15 protein-coding genes and 1 pseudogene are annotated in these 16,925 nt (G+C 65.3%); 8 read left to right on the top strand and 8 right to left on the bottom strand.

The annotated features are described in order from the left end of the window. Positions 1-3: 3 nt before the first annotated feature. The 8 genes from LQT98_RS07905 to LQT98_RS07870 all read right to left on the bottom strand — a co-directional run bounded on the left by LQT98_RS07905 (position 4) and on the right by LQT98_RS07870 (position 9,555). Positions 4-1,209: an MFS transporter gene (locus LQT98_RS07905; protein ID WP_231461798.1), complete on the bottom strand. Its 1,206-nt coding sequence runs from the start codon at positions 1,207-1,209 to the stop codon at positions 4-6. Beyond that, positions 1,202-2,413, bottom strand: a complete 1,212-nt coding sequence (locus tag LQT98_RS07900; RefSeq protein WP_231461796.1) for an 8-amino-7-oxononanoate synthase family protein — start codon at positions 2,411-2,413, stop codon at positions 1,202-1,204. The genes LQT98_RS07905 and LQT98_RS07900 overlap by 8 nt, the downstream gene beginning before the upstream one ends. A 52-nt stretch (positions 2,414-2,465) precedes the next feature. Next, positions 2,466-3,668 carry a 3-oxoadipyl-CoA thiolase gene (gene pcaF, locus LQT98_RS07895; protein ID WP_231461795.1) on the bottom strand — a complete coding sequence of 401 codons (1,203 nt, stop codon included), beginning with the start codon at positions 3,666-3,668 and terminating at the stop codon, positions 2,466-2,468. A 12-nt stretch (positions 3,669-3,680) separates the two neighbouring features. Continuing rightward, complete coding sequence (locus LQT98_RS07890; RefSeq protein ID WP_231461794.1) at positions 3,681-4,349, bottom strand: alpha/beta hydrolase; 669 nt, start codon at positions 4,347-4,349, stop codon at positions 3,681-3,683. A 159-nt stretch (positions 4,350-4,508) separates the two neighbouring features. Further along, a complete protein-coding gene (locus LQT98_RS07885) occupies positions 4,509-5,330 on the bottom strand; it encodes a BKACE family enzyme (RefSeq protein ID WP_231461793.1) in 822 nt (273 codons plus the stop codon). Between the two features lie 50 nt (positions 5,331-5,380). Next, positions 5,381-6,337, bottom strand: a complete 957-nt coding sequence (locus LQT98_RS07880) for a DMT family transporter (RefSeq protein ID WP_231461792.1) — start codon at positions 6,335-6,337, stop codon at positions 5,381-5,383. Between the two features lie 181 nt (positions 6,338-6,518). Continuing rightward, positions 6,519-7,280, bottom strand: a complete 762-nt coding sequence (locus LQT98_RS07875) for an AraC family transcriptional regulator (RefSeq protein WP_048408825.1) — start codon at positions 7,278-7,280, stop codon at positions 6,519-6,521. 247 nt (positions 7,281-7,527) lie between these two features. After that, positions 7,528-9,555, bottom strand: coding sequence for a glycoside hydrolase family 3 protein (locus tag LQT98_RS07870; protein ID WP_231461791.1), 2,028 nt, complete (start codon positions 9,553-9,555; stop codon positions 7,528-7,530). 463 nt (positions 9,556-10,018) lie between these two features. On the opposite strand from LQT98_RS07870, the gene dusA reads away from it, so the two are divergent. The 8 genes and pseudogenes from dusA (at position 10,019) to LQT98_RS07830 (ending at position 16,915) form a co-directional block, all read left to right on the top strand. Next, on the top strand, positions 10,019-11,032 hold the full coding sequence (gene dusA / locus LQT98_RS07865; protein WP_331282531.1) for a tRNA dihydrouridine(20/20a) synthase DusA: 1,014 nt from the start codon (positions 10,019-10,021) through the stop codon (positions 11,030-11,032). Positions 11,033-11,405: 373 nt separating this feature from the next. Further along, positions 11,406-12,452, top strand: a complete 1,047-nt coding sequence (locus LQT98_RS07860) for an ABC transporter substrate-binding protein (protein ID WP_231461790.1) — start codon at positions 11,406-11,408, stop codon at positions 12,450-12,452. 68 nt (positions 12,453-12,520) lie between these two features. Further along, positions 12,521-13,114 carry an RdgB/HAM1 family non-canonical purine NTP pyrophosphatase gene (gene rdgB, locus LQT98_RS07855; RefSeq protein WP_231461789.1) on the top strand — a complete coding sequence of 198 codons (594 nt, stop codon included), beginning with the start codon at positions 12,521-12,523 and terminating at the stop codon, positions 13,112-13,114. Between the two features lie 79 nt (positions 13,115-13,193). Continuing rightward, complete coding sequence (gene hemW / locus LQT98_RS07850) at positions 13,194-14,381, top strand: radical SAM family heme chaperone HemW (protein ID WP_269325972.1); 1,188 nt, start codon at positions 13,194-13,196, stop codon at positions 14,379-14,381. Continuing rightward, a complete protein-coding gene (locus LQT98_RS07845) occupies positions 14,381-14,761 on the top strand; it encodes a RidA family protein (RefSeq protein WP_043642167.1) in 381 nt (126 codons plus the stop codon). The genes hemW and LQT98_RS07845 overlap by 1 nt, the downstream gene beginning before the upstream one ends. A 301-nt stretch (positions 14,762-15,062) precedes the next feature. Continuing rightward, positions 15,063-15,461: pseudogene (locus LQT98_RS07840) on the top strand (hypothetical protein); the annotation flags it as partial. After that, positions 15,458-16,294 (top strand): PhzF family phenazine biosynthesis protein, encoded by an 837-nt coding sequence (locus tag LQT98_RS07835; RefSeq protein ID WP_231461783.1) that lies wholly within the window; start codon positions 15,458-15,460, stop codon positions 16,292-16,294. The pseudogene LQT98_RS07840 and the gene LQT98_RS07835, both read left to right, overlap by 4 nt. 192 nt (positions 16,295-16,486) lie before the next feature. Further along, complete coding sequence (locus tag LQT98_RS07830; protein ID WP_048408818.1) at positions 16,487-16,915, top strand: DUF2147 domain-containing protein; 429 nt, start codon at positions 16,487-16,489, stop codon at positions 16,913-16,915. Positions 16,916-16,925: the final 10 nt, after the last annotated feature.

Here is a 16,925-nt window from a genome sequence, read left to right as displayed (position 1 = left end):
GATTCAGGCGGCGCGCGCGCGCACCTTGAACAGCACTTGCGACAGGGTCAACAGGCCCAGGGCGGCCACCGCCAGCGTCCAGGCGCCGTCATGATGCAGCAGCACCGAAACGGTGGCGGCGATGCCGGCCAAGCCCTGCTGCAGGAAGCCGCACAGCGCCATCGCGTGCGCGCCGTGTTCCTTGGCGTCGCTGACGGCGGTGGCCATGCTGTTGGGGAACAGCACCGCCTGGCCGAAAATGGTCAGGCAGTAGAGGCCGATGAACAGCCACAGGCCGGGCAGACGCTCCAGCAGGCCCAAGTGCCAGCCCAGCAGCATGGCCAGCGTGGCCGCGGCCAGCAGCGCCGCGCCGGCGCGCATCAGCCGCAGCCCGCCCACGCGGGCCACCAGGCGGTTCACCACCATGGCGCCGCTGAAATAGGACAGGCCGATCAACAGGCCGACATTGCCGAAGCCGGCCACCGCCAGGCCGAAGTGCTCCTGAAACACGAAGGGGCTGACTTCTTGCAAGGTCACCGTGGTGGCGAAGCCCAGACCGCCGGCACAGGCCGGCCACAGAAAGCCGGGGCGGCGCAGAATGCTCCAATACGGACTGGGGCCGGAGGCCGCTGCGGCCGGGCGGCCTGCTTGCAGCGGCAGGCCCATGCTCAGCAGCGCCGCCGCGACGCCGGTGGCCGCCATCAAGGCGAAGCCGGCTTCCCAGTGGCTGTATTTGCCGATCAGGCCGCCGATGAACTGGCCGCCGCCCAGCGCGGTGATGAAGGCGATGGAGAGCACGGACAATTTGCGCGCCAAGTCGTCGCCGCGCCAGTGGTCGCGCACGATGATGCGGGCGATGATGGCCGCGCCGCCACCGGCGATGCCTTGCGCCACGCGCAGCGTCAGCAGCTCGGCGGCACTGGACACGAAGGCGAGCAGCAGGCTGCAGACCACGAACAGCGCCAGCGAAATCAGCAGCGGTCCGCGCCGGCCCCAGCGGTCGGCCGCCGAGCCCCAGAACAGCACCGGCAAGGCCGCGCCCACCACATAGCCGGAAATCGACATCTCCACCAGGCTCTGGCTCATCGCCAGCTCCCGCATCACCGCCGGCAGCGAGGGCAGATACACGGTGGTGGCCATCTGCGCCATGAACACGATCAGGCAGGCCAGCGCCATCAGCCGGCCGGCCGGCAGCGCCGCTTGCGGCGCGGCCAGGGTTTTCTCATTCATGAGCGGCTCGCAGCTGATTGAGGCAGGCGGCGAAGCGTTCTATCTCCTGCGTCGTCATATTGGCGCGGATCATGATGCGCAGGCCGGCACGGCCCTTGGCGATCACCGGGAAGAAGATGGGCGAGGTGTAGAAACCGTCTTCCAGCAAGCTCTTGGCGTAGAAGATGGTGTTTTCCTCCGAGCCGATGGAGACGAAGCGGATGGGCAGCGGCTCGCCGCTATTGTCCGAGGCCACGTGCTGGTCGAATAGGCGGATATTGTCCTGCAGCCGTTGTTGCAGACGCGGCAGCTCCTCGGAGCGGTGAATGGCCGCCGACTGGATGATGGCGCCCAGGCCGGCGGTGTTGATGCGCTGCGACCAGGTCACCGGCCCGCCGAAGCGGGTGGCCAGCTTGCGGCGCTGGGCGTCGTGGCGCGGGCCCAGGAAGATGGCGCCGCCGGACGCGCCGAAGCCCTTGTTCAGCGAGGTGACGATCAAGGTGCGCTCATTGATGCCGCCCATGGTTTCCAGCACCAGGCCGCGGCCGTGGCGGCCCAGCGTGGACAGGCCATGGGCTTCGTCGAAGAACAGGAACAAGCCGTATTTGTCCTGCAGCGCCAGCAGCTCCGGCACCGGCGCCATGCCGCCGGTGCTGTAGACCCCGTCGGCGACATAGGCCACGCGCGCATGGGTCTTGCACAGGTCTTCCAGCGCGTTCAGATCGTTGTGGCGTATGGTCTGGATCTCGGCCTCGTCGGCGCAGATCGGCTTCATCATGTTCAGGCAGAAGTGGGCGTTCTTGTCGAACACCATCAAGGGCGGCACGTCCTCGGTCAGCGCGCCGGAGGCCAGCAGGGGCAGGGTGGCCGCGGCGGCGGCGGCGCAGGACGGCACGGTCAGCGTTTCCGCGTCCACCAGCTCCGCCAGCGCGTCCTCCGCCTGCTGCAGGATGTCGAACTGCACCCGGATGCGCGAAATCGAGGTGTTCAGCGAGCCGGTGTTCAATACCGCGTCCGCCGCCGCCTGCAGGATGTCCGGGTGCGAGTCCAGGCCCAGATAGGAATAGGACGACATATTGACGAAGCGCTTGCCGTTGGCCACCGCCTCGTGACGGCCGTCGCCCAGGTTGCGGGTGACGATATTGGCCATGCCGGCCTGGGTGGTGATGTCCCAGAAGCTGTTGCTCAACTGGATGGCTTTTTTGATATTGGCGTGTTGATGCATGTTTCCCCCCTCGTATGGTTTGACGGCGGCCGTCAAGGCCGCCTCGTCCGGCCTATACCCGTTCCAGAATCAGCGCCAGGCCCTGTCCCACGCCCACGCACATGGTGCACAGCGCGTAGCGCTTGCCGCCGGCCTGCAATTGCGCGGCGGCGGTCAGCGCCAGCCGGCTGCCGCTCATGCCCAGCGGGTGGCCGAGCGCGATGGCGCCGCCCTTGGGGTTCACCCGTTCGCAATCGTCGGGCAGGCCCAGCGCGCGGGTGACCGCCAGCGCCTGGGCGGCGAAGGCCTCGTTCAGTTCGATGACGTCGATGTCCTCGATGCCGAGGCCGGCCTGGCGCAGCGCCTTGCGGCTGGCCTCGATCGGGCCCGCGCCCATGATGCGCGGCGCGATGCCGGAGCTGGCCGAGGCCAGCACCCGCGCGCGCGGACGCAGGCCGTGGCGTTGCGCCGCCGCGGCCGAGGCGATGATCATCGCCGCCGCGCCGTCGTTGACGCCGGAGGCGTTGCCGGCGGTGATGCTGGATTCCGGGCCGAACAGCGCCTTGAGCTTGGCCAGTTCCTCCAGAGAGGTCTGGCGCGGGTGCTCGTCGCGGCTGACGATGAGCGGGTCCTGCTTACGGCGCGGGATCGTCACCGGGATGATCTCCTCGGTGAAGAGGCCGGTTTCCAGCGCGGCGAAATAACGCTGCTGGCTGCGCAGCGCGAAGGCGTCCTGATCCTGGCGGCTGATGCCGAATTCGCGCGCCACGTTCTCCGCCGTGGCCGGCATGGTGTCCACGCCGTATTGTTTCTCCATCGCCGGATTGACGAAGCGCCAGCCTATGGTGGTGTCGTAGATCTGCATGTCGCGGCCGAAGGCTTTGTCCGATTTCGGCATCACGAAGGGCGCGCGCGACATGGATTCCACGCCGCCGGCGATCAGCAGCTCGGCCTCGCCGGACTTGACGGCGCGCGCCGCCAGCGCCACCGCGTCCAGGCCGGACGCGCACAGGCGGTTCACGGTCAGGCCCGGGACGCTCTCCGGATAGCCGGCCAGCAGCAAGCTCATGCGGGCCACGTTGCGGTTGTCCTCGCCGGCCTGGTTGGCGCAGCCCAGGATGACCTCGTCTATCGCCGCCGGGTCCAGGCCCGGATTGCGCTCCAGCAGCGCGCGCAGCGGCGCCGCGGCCAGATCGTCGGCGCGCACGCCGGACAAGGCGCCGCCGAAGCGGCCGATGGGGGTGCGCACGGCGTCGCAGATGAAAGCGTCGGTCATCGCGGTCTCCTCTCAGCTCAAGCTGGTTTGCGGTTGCAACAGCGCGGACAGCAGATCGCGCGCGGCGTCGATCTCGTCGGCGCAAACGTGGTGGGGCATGTCCGGGTAAACGCGGAAATCCACCTCGGCGCCGGCGCGGCGGAAGGCCTCGGCGCTGCGTTCGATGCGCTCTAGCGGCATCCAGCTGTCGCTGTCGCTGGTGCCGAAGAAGGCCGGGAAGTCCAGCGCCGCGGACGGCGCGCCCCAGGCGGCCTCGTCGGGGCCGAACAGGCCGCCGGAGAAGGCGATCAGCCCGCCTATCGGGCGTGGGCGGCGATAGATGAATTCGGCGGCCAGGCAAGCGCCCTGGGAGAAGCCCATCAGCACGATCCGGCTGTCGGCGAAGCCGTAGCCGCGCAGTTCCTCGATGGTGGCCTCGACGCAATCCAGCGCCTGGTCCAGCGAGGGCTGATTGCTCTCTAGCGGCGCCATGAAGCTGTGCGGATACCAGGTGCGGTCCTTGGCGATGGGCAGAATGTAGGCGACGTCGGCCAGGCCGATGGCCTCGCCGTTCTTGTAGGCGTCCTGGGCGCTCTGGCGGCGGCCGTGCAGCAGCACCACGGCGAGCTTGGCCTGGTTCAGCGGCGCGCCGTAGATTTCCAGGCCGTGTTCTTTATGCGGATTCGGATCGATCGTGCTCATGTAGTGTGTCCTTTGAATGGCTTGGCGTTACGATCTGCTGCGCGTCGGCGATACGGCGTTGAAACCGTCTTCAGAATGCTTATGCACCGTATGCACACTCCGCTTCTTCAGTCGTTTTCGCCTTGTCTCGCTCTTGCTCGCGAGAACGTAAACATGTTCTTAGTGGATGCCCAGAATCTGCTTGGCTTCGGCGGGGGAGGCGATCTCGCGGCCGACTTCGCCGGCCAGGCGCGCCAGGCGCTCCACCAATTGGGCGTTGTCTCGGGCCAGTTCGCCGTAGCGGTAATAGACGTTGTCTTCCAGGCCGGTGCGCACATGGCCGCCCAGCAGCAGGGTGTGCAGATTGATCGCCAGCTGGTGTTTGCCTATGCCCAGCGCCGACCACACGCTGTCCTGCGGAATGCTTTCGACGAAATGCAGCAGGTTCTTGCAGGTGGCGGCCGCGCCGCCCTGTATGCCCATGGCGAAGCTGAAGCACAGCGGGCCGCTCAGATAGCCGTCTTCCTGCAGTTTCAACGCTTCGCCGATGATGCCCTGGTGATAGACCTCGATCTCCGGCTTGGCGTGGTATTCGCGGATGTCCAGCGCCAGCGCGCGAGCCAGCTCCGGCGGGTTGATGAAGGGCTTGCTGCCGTGGTTGACCGAGCCGCAGTTGAAGGAGGCGATGTCCGGACGGAAGGGCAGGTGGTTCCAGGCTTCCTTCTTCTCCAGCTGTGGCGGCAGATTGAGGCCGGAGGTGCTCAGATTGATCAGGATGTCGCAGCGCTCGCGGATGCGGCGGACGATATCGCCGTAGATGTCCGCGTCGTAGCTGGGCGTGCCGTCCGGGTTGCGGGCGTGGATGTGGACCACCGAAGCACCGGCGTTCCAGCATTCATAGGCGGCCTGGGCGATTTCTTCCGGCGAAAACGGCACGCCCGGATGTTTCTGCCGGCTGGTGATGCCGCCGTTGACCGCGGCGGTGATGATGAGTTTTTGCATGGTGGGAAAGCTCTCTAAACAGGGATGGGGAAGCGAGAAGGCGCGTGCGCTCAAATCTTGTTGTCGGCGGCCGCGGTTTGCGGCTGGCCGGCGGTGTCCGGGCGCTTGGATACCAGATAAATGCCGACGCCGATCAGCACGCCGCCGATCAGCTCATGCAGCGACAGCGAATAGCCGAAGGCGGCGAAGGAAATCAGGGTGGCGAACAGCGGGGACAGAAACAGGAAACCGCTGGTGCGCACCGCGCCGCCCAGGTCCAGCGCCATGAACCACAGCGCCATCGCGCCGGTGGTGGCCGGCAGCGCCAGCCATAGGAAGGCGGCCAGCACCCGCTCGCTGTGAGGCAGTGTCGGGACTTCGCCGCCGGCCCAGGCCAGCAACGCCAGGCAGGCCGAGCCCACCAGCATCTGCCAGAAGGTCAGCGCCCAGACATTGATAACGATGCGGCTGCCCTTGATCACCAGCGTGGACGCCGCCCAGCAGGCGGCGCCGCACAGCACCAGCGCGTCGCCGGCGCCGAAGCCGTCCAGCTTGTTCAGGCCGATGCAGACAGCGACGCCGAAGAAGGCCAGGACCAGGCCGACGGCGGCCAGAGGGTGGATTTTTTCCTTCAGCGCCAGCCGCGACATCAAGGCCACGATCAGCGGGGTGCAGGCCATCAGGATGGCGGCCTTGGCCGGGGTGGTGCTGCGCAAGCCGATATTGAGAAAGCCCATTGATCCGGCGGTCTGCAACAGCCCGATCAGCACCAGCACGCCCCAGGGGCGAGGGCGGACGAAGGCGCGCGGATAGCGGAAGCGCTGCCACAGCAGAATGGGCAAGATGCCGGCGGCGGCGGCGGTGAAACGCGCCACAGCGGCCCACAAGGGCGGCATTTCCGACAGCACGATCTTGGAGGTTGGAAAAGTGGAGCCGAACAGAAAGGTGGCGGCCAGAATCAGCAACCAATAGCGTTTGGCGTTGTAGTTGGGATGGGACATGGTCACCTGGCCAGGCAGCGGTTTCAATAGCCATTTATCATATTGAAACGGTTTGGTTCAGGCTTCTTGCAAGCGGACAATTACTGCGCCAAAACGGACAATCATGCTGCGCTGCGGCAAAGCCGTGTCGGCGCGCGGGTCCGCGGGGCGGAGGAGGGGCGGTTCAAAGCCTCGCTTTTGTCGGCGGGGCTTTGAACCGCGGATGGGATCAGGAGAAGTACTGGCTGGGGGCCGCGTTCATGATGCGGCGGAACATGGAGGAAAACGCGCCGGGCGTTTCATAACCCAGATCGGAGGCGATCAGGGTCACCGGCTCGCCGGCGCCCAGCCGCGGCAGGGCCGACATCGCGCACACTTGCTGGCGCCAGTACAGATAAGACATGCCCAGCTCCTGCTGGAACAGCCGCGCCAGCGTGCGGCTGGACGCGCCCACCAGTTCCGCCCATTCGTTAAGCCCGCGGCGGTCGCCGGGATTGGCCAGAATCGCCGAGCACACCCGCTGCAAGCGTTGGTCGCTCAGCGGCGGCAGCGGCAAGGCCGTTTCGCCCGACCATTCGATTTCGTCGATCAGCAAGTCCAGCAAGCGGCCTTCTTTTTGATCTGCGTGCGGAATGCCGCGCGTGCGCATCAGGCGGATGATGAGTTCCCGCATCAGCGGCGAAATGGCGATGGCTTTGGAGTGGCGCGGCAATTGCGCCAGATAGTGCGGGGACTGGATGTACAGGGTACGCAAGGACACCGTGCCGCGTGCGCGCATGCTGTGCTCCACCGCGGGCGGCATCCAGACGCCGCGCTGTGGTGGCACCAGCCACAGACCATCGGCGGTGGATAGTTCCATCACGCCGGAAACGGCGAAAATCAGCTGGCCTTCGCGGTGTTGGTGGCGGCCGACTTGATGACCGCTGGGAAAGTCCTTGGACATGCTCCACGCGGCGAAGTCCGGCAGGGCGTCATTGGATTCTATGGCCATGCGCTTGCTTTCTTATTTGAGGGTAGCCCGGTTCCGCGCGGCTTGCGGCCCTGTTGTGCGGGCATCTTCAGCCGTCGGTCCAGGCTCATGATACTGCAGCGCACAAAATATTCATACAGTATAAATTGTGTCTATTTCAATGCGAATGCCTTGGAGCGGCGGAGCCGCCCGCCGCAGGGACGAAAGAAAACACCGCGGCCGGAGGGCCGCGGTGCGCAGGTGGAGGGTTAAGAATAGTGATGCTTCGTCAGAAGCTCAGCCCAAAGCCGCGCGCATAGCGCAGCGCGCCCGGCTGGCCGTTTTCGTCCAGCGCGTGGATGGCCACCGGCAGCTTGCCGCCGGGCGGGATAGCGCCCAGCATCACGTCCACCAGCGCCGGCATGGACGGCCCGCGCAGGCCGTTCTCATAGCCGTAGTAGGCGTAGGTCGCCAGCGTGGCGTCTGCCAGATCGTCGTAATTGATCACGTCGTAAGGCGCGCGCAGGGTCACGTGGATCAGCTTCTTGCCTTGCCGCTTGGCGTATTCCATCGCATTACGCATTTGCTGCGCCTCGCTGAGCGGCGGCGCGGACAGGCTGCGGGCGAAGCGGGTCCGGAGCGCGGGCAGGTCTTCCGCCACATTGAAGACCAGGGAGCCGTTGCCGCTTGCCGGAGACAGTTCCTGCGCCAGGCTGCGCTTCAGCCGCGGCGCGAGGGCGGGCGCGTTGGGGTCGCCGTTGCGCTCCACCGGGCTGACGCCGGTGGCCAAGGTGCCGATGACGACCACGTCGGCCTGATCGATCGCCTGTTGCTGCGCTTCCCACGGCGTGGCGCTCAGCTTGGCGCCGCTGACCTGGCGATAGCCTTTTTCATCGAAGCGGCGGCGCATCGCCTCGGCCTGCTCGCCCCAGGGCGTTAGGATGAAGATGCGCTGGCTGGGAGAGCGCAGCGGCAGCGCCGCGCCCTGATTGCGCAGCAGGGTGATGGATTGCCGGGTGATCTTGTCTTCCACAGCGCGATGCTCCGCGCCGCCTATGGTGCTCAGCGCCGGCAGCGGCTTGGCCTCGCCGGCCGGAGTGACCTCGTTGCGCAGCTTCATCGCCACGATGCGCCGTGCCGAACGGTCCAGTTCCGCGCGATTGATCCGGCCGTCGGCCACCGCGGCGGCCACTTGGTCTATCAATTGACGCAGCCGGCCGGCCTGCGCGGCGGTGCGGAACTCCGTGGGCATCAGCGCGATGTCCACATCGGCCTGGAACACCTTGATCACCGCGTCGCCCTGCTCGAAGAAATCGCTGATGCCCTTCATGTCCAGCGCGTCGGTGACGGTGACGCCCTGGTAGCGCATCTCGCCGCGCAGGATGTCATGCTGGATTTTGCGCGACATCGTCGCCGGCGCGATCATGCGTTCGCCGTTGCGGGCGGTGATTTGGCTGCTGTCCAGCGCCGGGTACTGGATGTGGGCGGTCATGATCATCTCGGGCGGCTGGCCGGAGGCGATGGCCTGGCGGTAGGGCGCCAGGTCGATGGCGTAGGCGTCGGCGCGCGATTTGTTCACCACCGGCAGGCCGTAATGGGAGTCGGTGGCGGTGTCGCCGTGGCCGGGGAAGTGCTTGAAGGAGCCGATCACCCCTTGCTCACGCATGCCCTGAGCGGTGGCCTGCCCCAGCAGGCTGATGGTGGCCGGATCATCGCCGTAGGCGCGGACATTGATCACCGGATTGAGCGGATTGCTGTTGACGTCCACGTCCGGAGCGAAGTTGACGTTGAAGCCGACGGCGCGGATCTCGGCGGCCAGCACCCGGCCGGAGTCTCGGGCGAGGCCGCTGTCCCGTGTCGCCTGATAGGCGGCGCCCAGCGCCATATTGCCGGGAAAGCTAGTGGCCAGCGGGCGCGGCAGGCGGAACACATTGCCGCCTTCCTGGTCCGATCCGATCAGCAGGCCGACCGGGCTGTTCTGCGGCCGCGCCCGGCGGATCTGCTCGGACAGGCGGCGGGTTTGCTGCAAATCGCTCAGATTGTTGGCGAACAGAATCACGCCGCCGATGGCGTTGTCGCGCAGCGCGCGGCTGGCGGCGTCCGGCAAATCGGTCATGCCGGCGGTGCAGGCGGGCTGATCGTCCGGGCACCAGTAGCGGAAGGCCATCATGATTTTCTGGCCGATCTTCTCGCGGACGCTCATTTGTTCGACGATGCGCGCGGCTTGTTGCTCGACGCTGGGCTGCTCCAGGCAGCCGCTCAGCAAGGCCGGCAACAGCATCAGCGCCGGCAGGCGCAGGGAAAGTGATTTGGACATGGTTCAACCTTGTGCTGAAGTGGAAACATCCGGAATGGCGGGCCGCCCCGTTTTTGCCGCTTGTTATATCGGCATGGCGCTAGGCTTAGGCCCGTGGACAACCGTGGAGGCTGGGATCTCTTTTTGTGAATATATTCATTTGTGAATGGTTGTTGTTAGTAATGGATTGCGCGTCGAACGCCCCTGCCAGGGCGCGCTCGGCGCGAACAAGCGCTCGCCGAGACTAAAGCTTATGAAATTCAATTTTTGAAAAAGTTGCCTGCGGCAAGGAATTGCCTGGCGCTGTGCGACGCATCTACTTGATTGCTTGGCGTTTTTGTCTCAATGCTTGACCCTGGATCGGCTACGGGAGGATAATTCATGCCTTTTTTCAAACGCTTAGCGCGCTGGCGGGCCGGTTGGCCGCCGACGCTGGGTGGCGATTGGCTTTCGGGTGGATAGGGATACGATGCAGGACAGCGGAGTGAAGCATTCTAGGGTTCAGGAGAGCGGCGGCTTGCCGCCGCGCCGGCTGTCGGTGGCGCCGATGCTGGATTGGACCGATCGACACTACCGCTATTTCGCGCGCCAGATCACCCGACACACCTGGTTGTATACCGAGATGGTCACCACCGGCGCGCTGCTGCATGGCGACGTCGAACGCCATCTGCGCTTCGACGAAGCGGAACACCCGCTGGCGCTGCAACTGGGCGGCAGCGAGCCGGCGGAGCTGGCGCGTTGCGCCAGGCTGGCGGCGGAATGGGGCTACGACGAGGTCAACCTGAACGTGGGCTGCCCGTCGGAGCGCGTGCAGAAGGGCGCTTTCGGCGCCTGTCTGATGGCCGAGCCGCAATTGGTGGCCGACTGCGTCAAGGCGATGCGCGACGCGGTGCCCATCGACGTGACGGTCAAGCACCGCATCGGTATTGATCGCATCGAGCATTACGATTATCTGCGCGACTTCGTCGATCAGGTGGCGGACGCCGGCTGCCGCACCTTCATCGTCCATGCGCGCAACGCCATCCTCAAGGGCCTGAGCCCCAAGGAAAACCGTGAAATTCCGCCGTTGAAATATGATTACGTCTACCGGCTGAAGCAGGAGCGCCCGGATCTGGAAATCCTGATCAACGGCGGCGTCAAAAGCCAGGCCGACATCGACGAGCATCTGCGCCATGTGGACGGCGTGATGGTGGGGCGCGAGGCCTACCACAATCCCTGGCTGATGGCCGATTGGGACCAGCGCTACTACGGCGTCGGCGCCGCGCCGGAGCGCGAGCAGGTGGTGGCCGCGATGATGCCCTATGTGGCGGCGCGCCTGGCCGAGGGCCACAAGACGCGCAATATCGCCCGCCACATCCTGGGCCTGTTCCAGGGCATTCCCGGCGCGCGCAATTGGCGGCGCATGCTGTCCGACGCCAAGCTGCTGGACGGCGCCGACGAGCGCCTGCTGCTGCAGGCCTTGGAAGCGACGCTGGGCGCCGCCCGCCGCTCGGAATAAACAGCATGAACCGCCTGGCCGCGGCCAGGAACGGATTCGCGGCATCGGGGTCTGCTGTAGCAAGGCGAGAGCGCTGTTCTTGCCGAGGCCGGGCCCGACGCCGCCATATTTAAGAACGTGTTGACGATCCAGCGAGCAAGCGCGAGACAAGGCGGAAGCCGCCGAGAAAGCGGAAGACGAGCGTGGCGCATGAGCGTCTCGACGCCGCGCGCCGCGTCAGCTCCCGCGAAGCGCTGCGGATCGTGAACAGGTTCCAAGTCGCGGGACTTCCCAAGGGAGGCCCGCCATGGCGGCTTGCCGCCTTTTCTGTTCGCCATGCTGGTCATGGCTGTCTGGAGGTGAATCTGAATTGAAAGCGCTGAAGCTTGTCCTATTGTCCTCCGTTCTGTCGTCCGCCGTCTGGGCCGGGCCCAAGGACGTCTTGCACATCTATAACTGGAGCGGCTCCTTGTCGGACGCCATCCTCCGCCAGTTCGAGAAAAGCTGTGATTGCCGCGTGGTACAGAATTACTACGGCGACAACGAGGAAATGCTGGCCAAGCTGGCGGCCGGGGCCAAGGGCTACGATATGGTGTTTCCGTCCAGCTTCGTGATCGAGGCGATGAGCAAGCAGAAGCTACTGCAGCCGCTGGATCACGCCAAGTTGCCGAATCTGAAGAATGTCGATCCGGCCTATCTGTCCCAAAGCTACGATCCGGGCAACCGCTACACCGTGCCCACGGTGCTGTCGCTGACTTCGGTCGGCTACAATGCGGAGCGTCTGCAGAAACTGGGCATAGACCCGCACAGCTGGTCGGTGATCTTCGATCCCAAGGTGCTGCAGAAGATCAAGGGCAAGGTCACGGTGCTGGACAGCTCGCGCGAGGTGTTCGCCGCCGCGCTGTTCTACTTGGGCAAGAACCCCAATACCGCCAGCCAGGCCGACTATCGCGCGGCGCAGGCGGTGATCAAGCAGGCCAAGCCCTACTGGGCCACCTTCTCCAACGCCAGTTATCTGAAAGAGCTGGCGGTGGGCAATATCTGGGTGTCGCTGGGCTATTCCACCGAGTTCTTCCAGGCCGCCGAGGACGCGCGCCTGGCCAAGCGCCGTTTCCACATCGCCAATGTGGCGCAGAAGGAAGGCAATGAACTGGGCGTGGACACCATGGCGGTGCTGGCCAGCGCCAAACGCCCGGACCTGGCGCATCAGTTCATCAACTTCATGCTGGACGGCAAGAACGCCGCCCAATTGACCAATCTCAACGGCGCCACCAATCCGGTCAAGACCGCCGCGCCCTTTTTCCGAGCGGATTTGAAAGCCCATCCGGTGATAGATCCGACGCCGGACACCGTGAAAAAATGGACGGTGCTGCGTGAGCTGACGCCGGTGGAACGGCGCTCGCTGGCGCGAATGTGGACGGAAGTGAAGGTCAGCCGTTAAGCTTGTCTTTAATAGATATTCCGCAGCCCCGGCGTCGTCGGGGCTGCGTCGCATTCGATGGAGTTCTCATGTTCGACAAATTAGTGATGGCCAGCAACAACGCCGGCAAGTTGAAGGAATTCGCCGCGCTGATGGCGCCGCTGGGCATACAAGTGATTCCGCAGGGAGAGCTGCAGGTGCCGGAATGCCCGGAACCGCACCACACCTTCCTGGAAAACGCGCTGGAAAAAGCGCGTCACGCCAGCCGCGTGACCGGCTTGCCGGCGCTGGCCGACGATTCCGGCATCTGCGTCGAGGCGCTGTCCGGCGCGCCGGGCGTGTACTCGGCCCGCTACGCCGGCGAACCCAAGTCAGATGCCGCCAACAACGCCAAGCTGGTGGCGGCGCTGCAGGGCGAGGCCAATCGCCGCGCCTGGTATTACTGCGTGCTGGTCATGGTGCGCCACGCCGACGATCCGCAGCCGCTGGTAGCGGACGGCATGTGGTTCGGCGAAGTGCGCGACGAGGCCGCCGGCGCCGGCGGCTTCGGCTACGACCCGCATTTCTGGCTGCCGCAGCACGGCTGTAGCGTGGCGGAGATGGACGCGGCGGAGAAGAACCGCGTCAGCCACCGCGGCCAGGCGCTGCAAGCGCTGCTGGCCAAGCTGCGCGCGCTGGCATGAAGCGGGTACCCTCGCTCAGCGCTCGGCCGGCGCGGCTGATGCAACAAGGAGCCGCGACGTGCAGGTGAGCAAGATTTCGCTGTCCGCGCTTGGGCTGGACGGTCAAGTCGGCTTGAAAGAGCTGCCGCCGCTGTCGCTCTACATCCATTTCCCGTGGTGCGTGCGCAAATGCCCGTATTGCGACTTCAACTCGCACGAGCCCAAGAGCGGTTTCGACGAGATGGCCTATGTCGACGCCTTGCTGCGCGATCTGGAATTCAGCCTGCCCGAGGTCTGGGGCCGGCCGCTGAACAGCATCTTCATGGGGGGCGGCACTCCCAGCCTGTTCTCGCCGCTGGCGATGGACGCGCTGCTGGCCGGCGTGCGCGCGCGCATGCGGCTGCAGCCGGATGCGGAAATCACCATGGAAGCCAATCCCGGCACCTTCGAGGCCGAGCGTTTCCGCGGCTACCGCGAGGCCGGCATCAATCGGCTGTCCATCGGCATCCAGAGCTTCAAGCCTGCGCATTTGCAGGCGTTGGGCCGCATCCATGACGGCGAGGAGGCGCGTCGCGCCATCGATATCGCGCTAAGCCACTTCGACAACGTCAATCTGGACCTGATGTACGCGCTGCCGGGGCAGACCCTGGACGAAGCGCTGGCCGATCTGGACACCGCGCTGTCCTACGGCATCACCCATCTGTCCGCCTATCATCTGACGATAGAACCCAACACCCTGTTTGCCGTGGAGACGCCGCGCAATTTGCCGGACGACGAAGTGTCCGCCGACATGCAGGAGGCGATAGAAGCCCGGCTCGCCGCCGCCGGCTTCGAACACTACGAGACCTCGGCGTTCGCGCGGCCGGGCCGCCGCGCGCGGCACAATCTCAACTACTGGCAGTTCGGCGACTATATCGGCATCGGCGCCGGCGCCCACGGCAAGATCAGCAGCCACGCCGGCATCGTGCGCCAGATGCGCTACAAGCAGCCGGCCGCTTATTTGCAGGCGGTGGCCGAGGGCAAGCCCTTGCAAAGCAGCCGCAAGGTGGGACGCGAGGAACTGCCGTTCGAATTCATGATGAATTTGCTGCGGCTGACCGAAGGCTTCGAATTGCGCCTGTTCCAGGAGCGCACCGGCCTGCCGCTGTCCGTCATACAATCCGCCTTGACGCAAGCCGAGGCGCAAGGCCTGATAGCGCGCGACGCCGTGATGTTGCGGCCCACGCTCAAGGGCCAGCGTTTCCTCAATGATTTATTAACCCTGTTCCTGAAAGAAGGAGATGAATAATGGCTAAGGAAATCATCCACACCGACAAGGCTCCGGCCGCCATCGGCGCTTACTCGCAAGCCGTGAAAGCCGGCAACACCGTTTACCTGTCCGGCCAGATCCCGCTGGACCCGGCCACCATGAACGTGGTGGAAGGCGGTTTCGCCGCTGAAACCCATCAGGTGTTCAAGAACATGAAGGCCGTGTGCGAAGCCGCCGGCGGCAGCCTGGACCAGATCGTCAAGCTCAACGCTTATCTGACCGACCTGTCCAATTTCGCCACCTTCAACGAAATCATGGGCCAGTACTTCAGCCAGCCCTTCCCGGCGCGCGCCGCCGTCGGCGTGGCCAGCCTGCCCAAGGGCGTGCTGGTGGAAGCGGAAGCGGTTCTGGTGCTCTAAACCTGCTTACGATCTGCTGCGCTTCGTGAGACGTGGCACGGTGAGTACGTCTTCAAAATGCTCATGTACCGTGTGTACATTCCGCTTTTTCAGCCGTTTTCGCCTTGTCTCGCCTTAGCTCGCGAGATCGTAAACAGGTTCTGAGCGGCCCAACTGCTCGAAATGACAGACCACAAGGCGGCCCAGGCCGCCTTTTTTCATGTTAACTATTTGGACCCTCATTCTAAGCCGTGGAGGTCGCATGAGAGTCCGGATCGCGCTATTGCTATTGCTGCCGGGTCTGGCCTAGGCCCAGGTTTACAAGTGCCGCGACGCGGAAGGTCGGCTGGCCTATCGCGACCAGGCTTGCGCCGACGGCGGCACGGCGGAAGTGTTTCAGCCGCCGCCGCTGAACGTGATGAAGCAGGATGAACGCCAGCGTCGCGGCGTGGCCAAGTATCAGGCCGAGCGTCGGCGCTGGGCCGCCGACGAGGTGCGCGAAGCCCGGCAGCGCCAGGCGGATGGCCGCCGCGCTGAGTTGGCGCGCCAGAGAGAGCTGGACAAGGCGCGCCGGCGCTGTCAAGGTCTGCGGGAGCGTCAGCGGCGCTTGCGGCAGTCCTTGGCGGCTGTGCCGGCCAGGAAGGCGCAGGAGGCGCGCTTGGCCAGCGTGGAAGAGCAGATGGCCGCGGCGGCTTGCCATCAATTCCAGGAGGGGGCATGAGCAGGTATTCGTTCGAATTGGTCAATGTGTTCGCCGAGGAGCGCTTCGGCGGCAATCCGCTGGCGGTGTTCAGCGATGCCAGCGGTTTGGATGATCGCACCATGCAATTGCTGGCGCGGCAGATGAATCTATCGGAAACCGTATTCCTGTTCCCGCATGAAAGCGCGGCGGCGCGGCTGCGCATCTTCACGCCCAGCCAGGAACTGCCCTTCGCCGGCCATCCCACCCTGGGCGCGGCGGCGGTGTTGCACTGGCGCGGAGAACTGGGTGCCAGCTTCCAGTTGCACACCAATGCCGGCCTGATTCCGCTGCGGCATCACGATGGGATTTACTCGCTGCGCGCCAATGCGCCGAGCGAGCGCGGCTCCGGCCTCAGCCGCGGCCAGGCCGCGGCGATGCTGGGCTTGGACCAAGAAGACATCGCGCTGGAACCGGTGTGGCTGGACACCGGCAGTGAGCAATTGTTGATCCGCGCCGCCAGCGCCGGCGCGGTGCTGCGCGCCAAGCCGGTGCATGCCTTGTTGCTGCGAGACGCCACCTTGCGGCCGGGGCGCAGCGTCGCCTACCTATGGCATGAAGATGCCGGCGTGGCCACGGTGCGGCTGTTTTACGAGCAGCAGGGCGCGCTGCTGGAAGACCCGGGCACCGGCTCGGCCTGCGCCAATCTGGGCGGCTGGTGCGCGCTCCATGGCCAGGGGCCCTTGCAATGGAGGGTGGAGCAGGGCGCGGCGCTGGCGCGGCCCAATGTGCTGTATCTGCAAGTGGACGCCGAGCGCAGTATCACGGTAGGCGGGCGGGTGCAGCAGATCGGTCGAGGCGAGATTGTCTTGTAATCCTGGTCCAGGCCGTTGCGGTGCCATTCTTGACGTCGGCATCGGCTGTTGGCATCCTAGAGCCGCTGCTCCAAACCGGCGTTTCAGCGGCTGGCCGCCAGCGCTGCGCAGCGCATCAATAATGACAACCGCCATCAGGGCAAGAGCCGGCCACGGCTTTGCCGGCGGTCCGACTCGCGAGGAAAGATCAAGATGAGCAAATTCGCCAAAGCCGCCTGCCTGGCGTCCGTGCTGGGCCTGTTCAGCCACATGGCGCTGGCTGACAGCGCCGCCGGCGTCTGGAAGACGATAGACGACGAAACCAAGCAGGCCAAGGCCCTGGTGCAGATCAGCGAAAACGCCAGCGGCGAGCTGAGCGGCAAGATCATCAAGCTGTTCGCCAATCCGGAAGCGGTGTGCGACAAGTGCGAGGGCGACAAGAAGGGCAAGCCGGTCAATGGCATGCAAATCCTGTGGGGCCTGAAGAAGGACGGCGCGGAATGGGGCAATGGCAAGATCCTGGATCCCAAGTCCGGCAAGATCTACACCTCCGGCGCCAAGCTGATGGAAGACGGCAAGAAGCTGCGCGTGCGCGGCTATATCGGCCCCTTCTTCCGCTCCCAGGTGTGGGAGCGCCAGTAAGCGGCGACGC

The organism is Chromobacterium aquaticum, assembly GCF_021129195.1.
GTDB lineage: Bacteria > Pseudomonadota > Gammaproteobacteria > Burkholderiales > Chromobacteriaceae > Chromobacterium > Chromobacterium aquaticum.
This window is presented reverse-complemented; position numbering and strand designations above follow the sequence as displayed.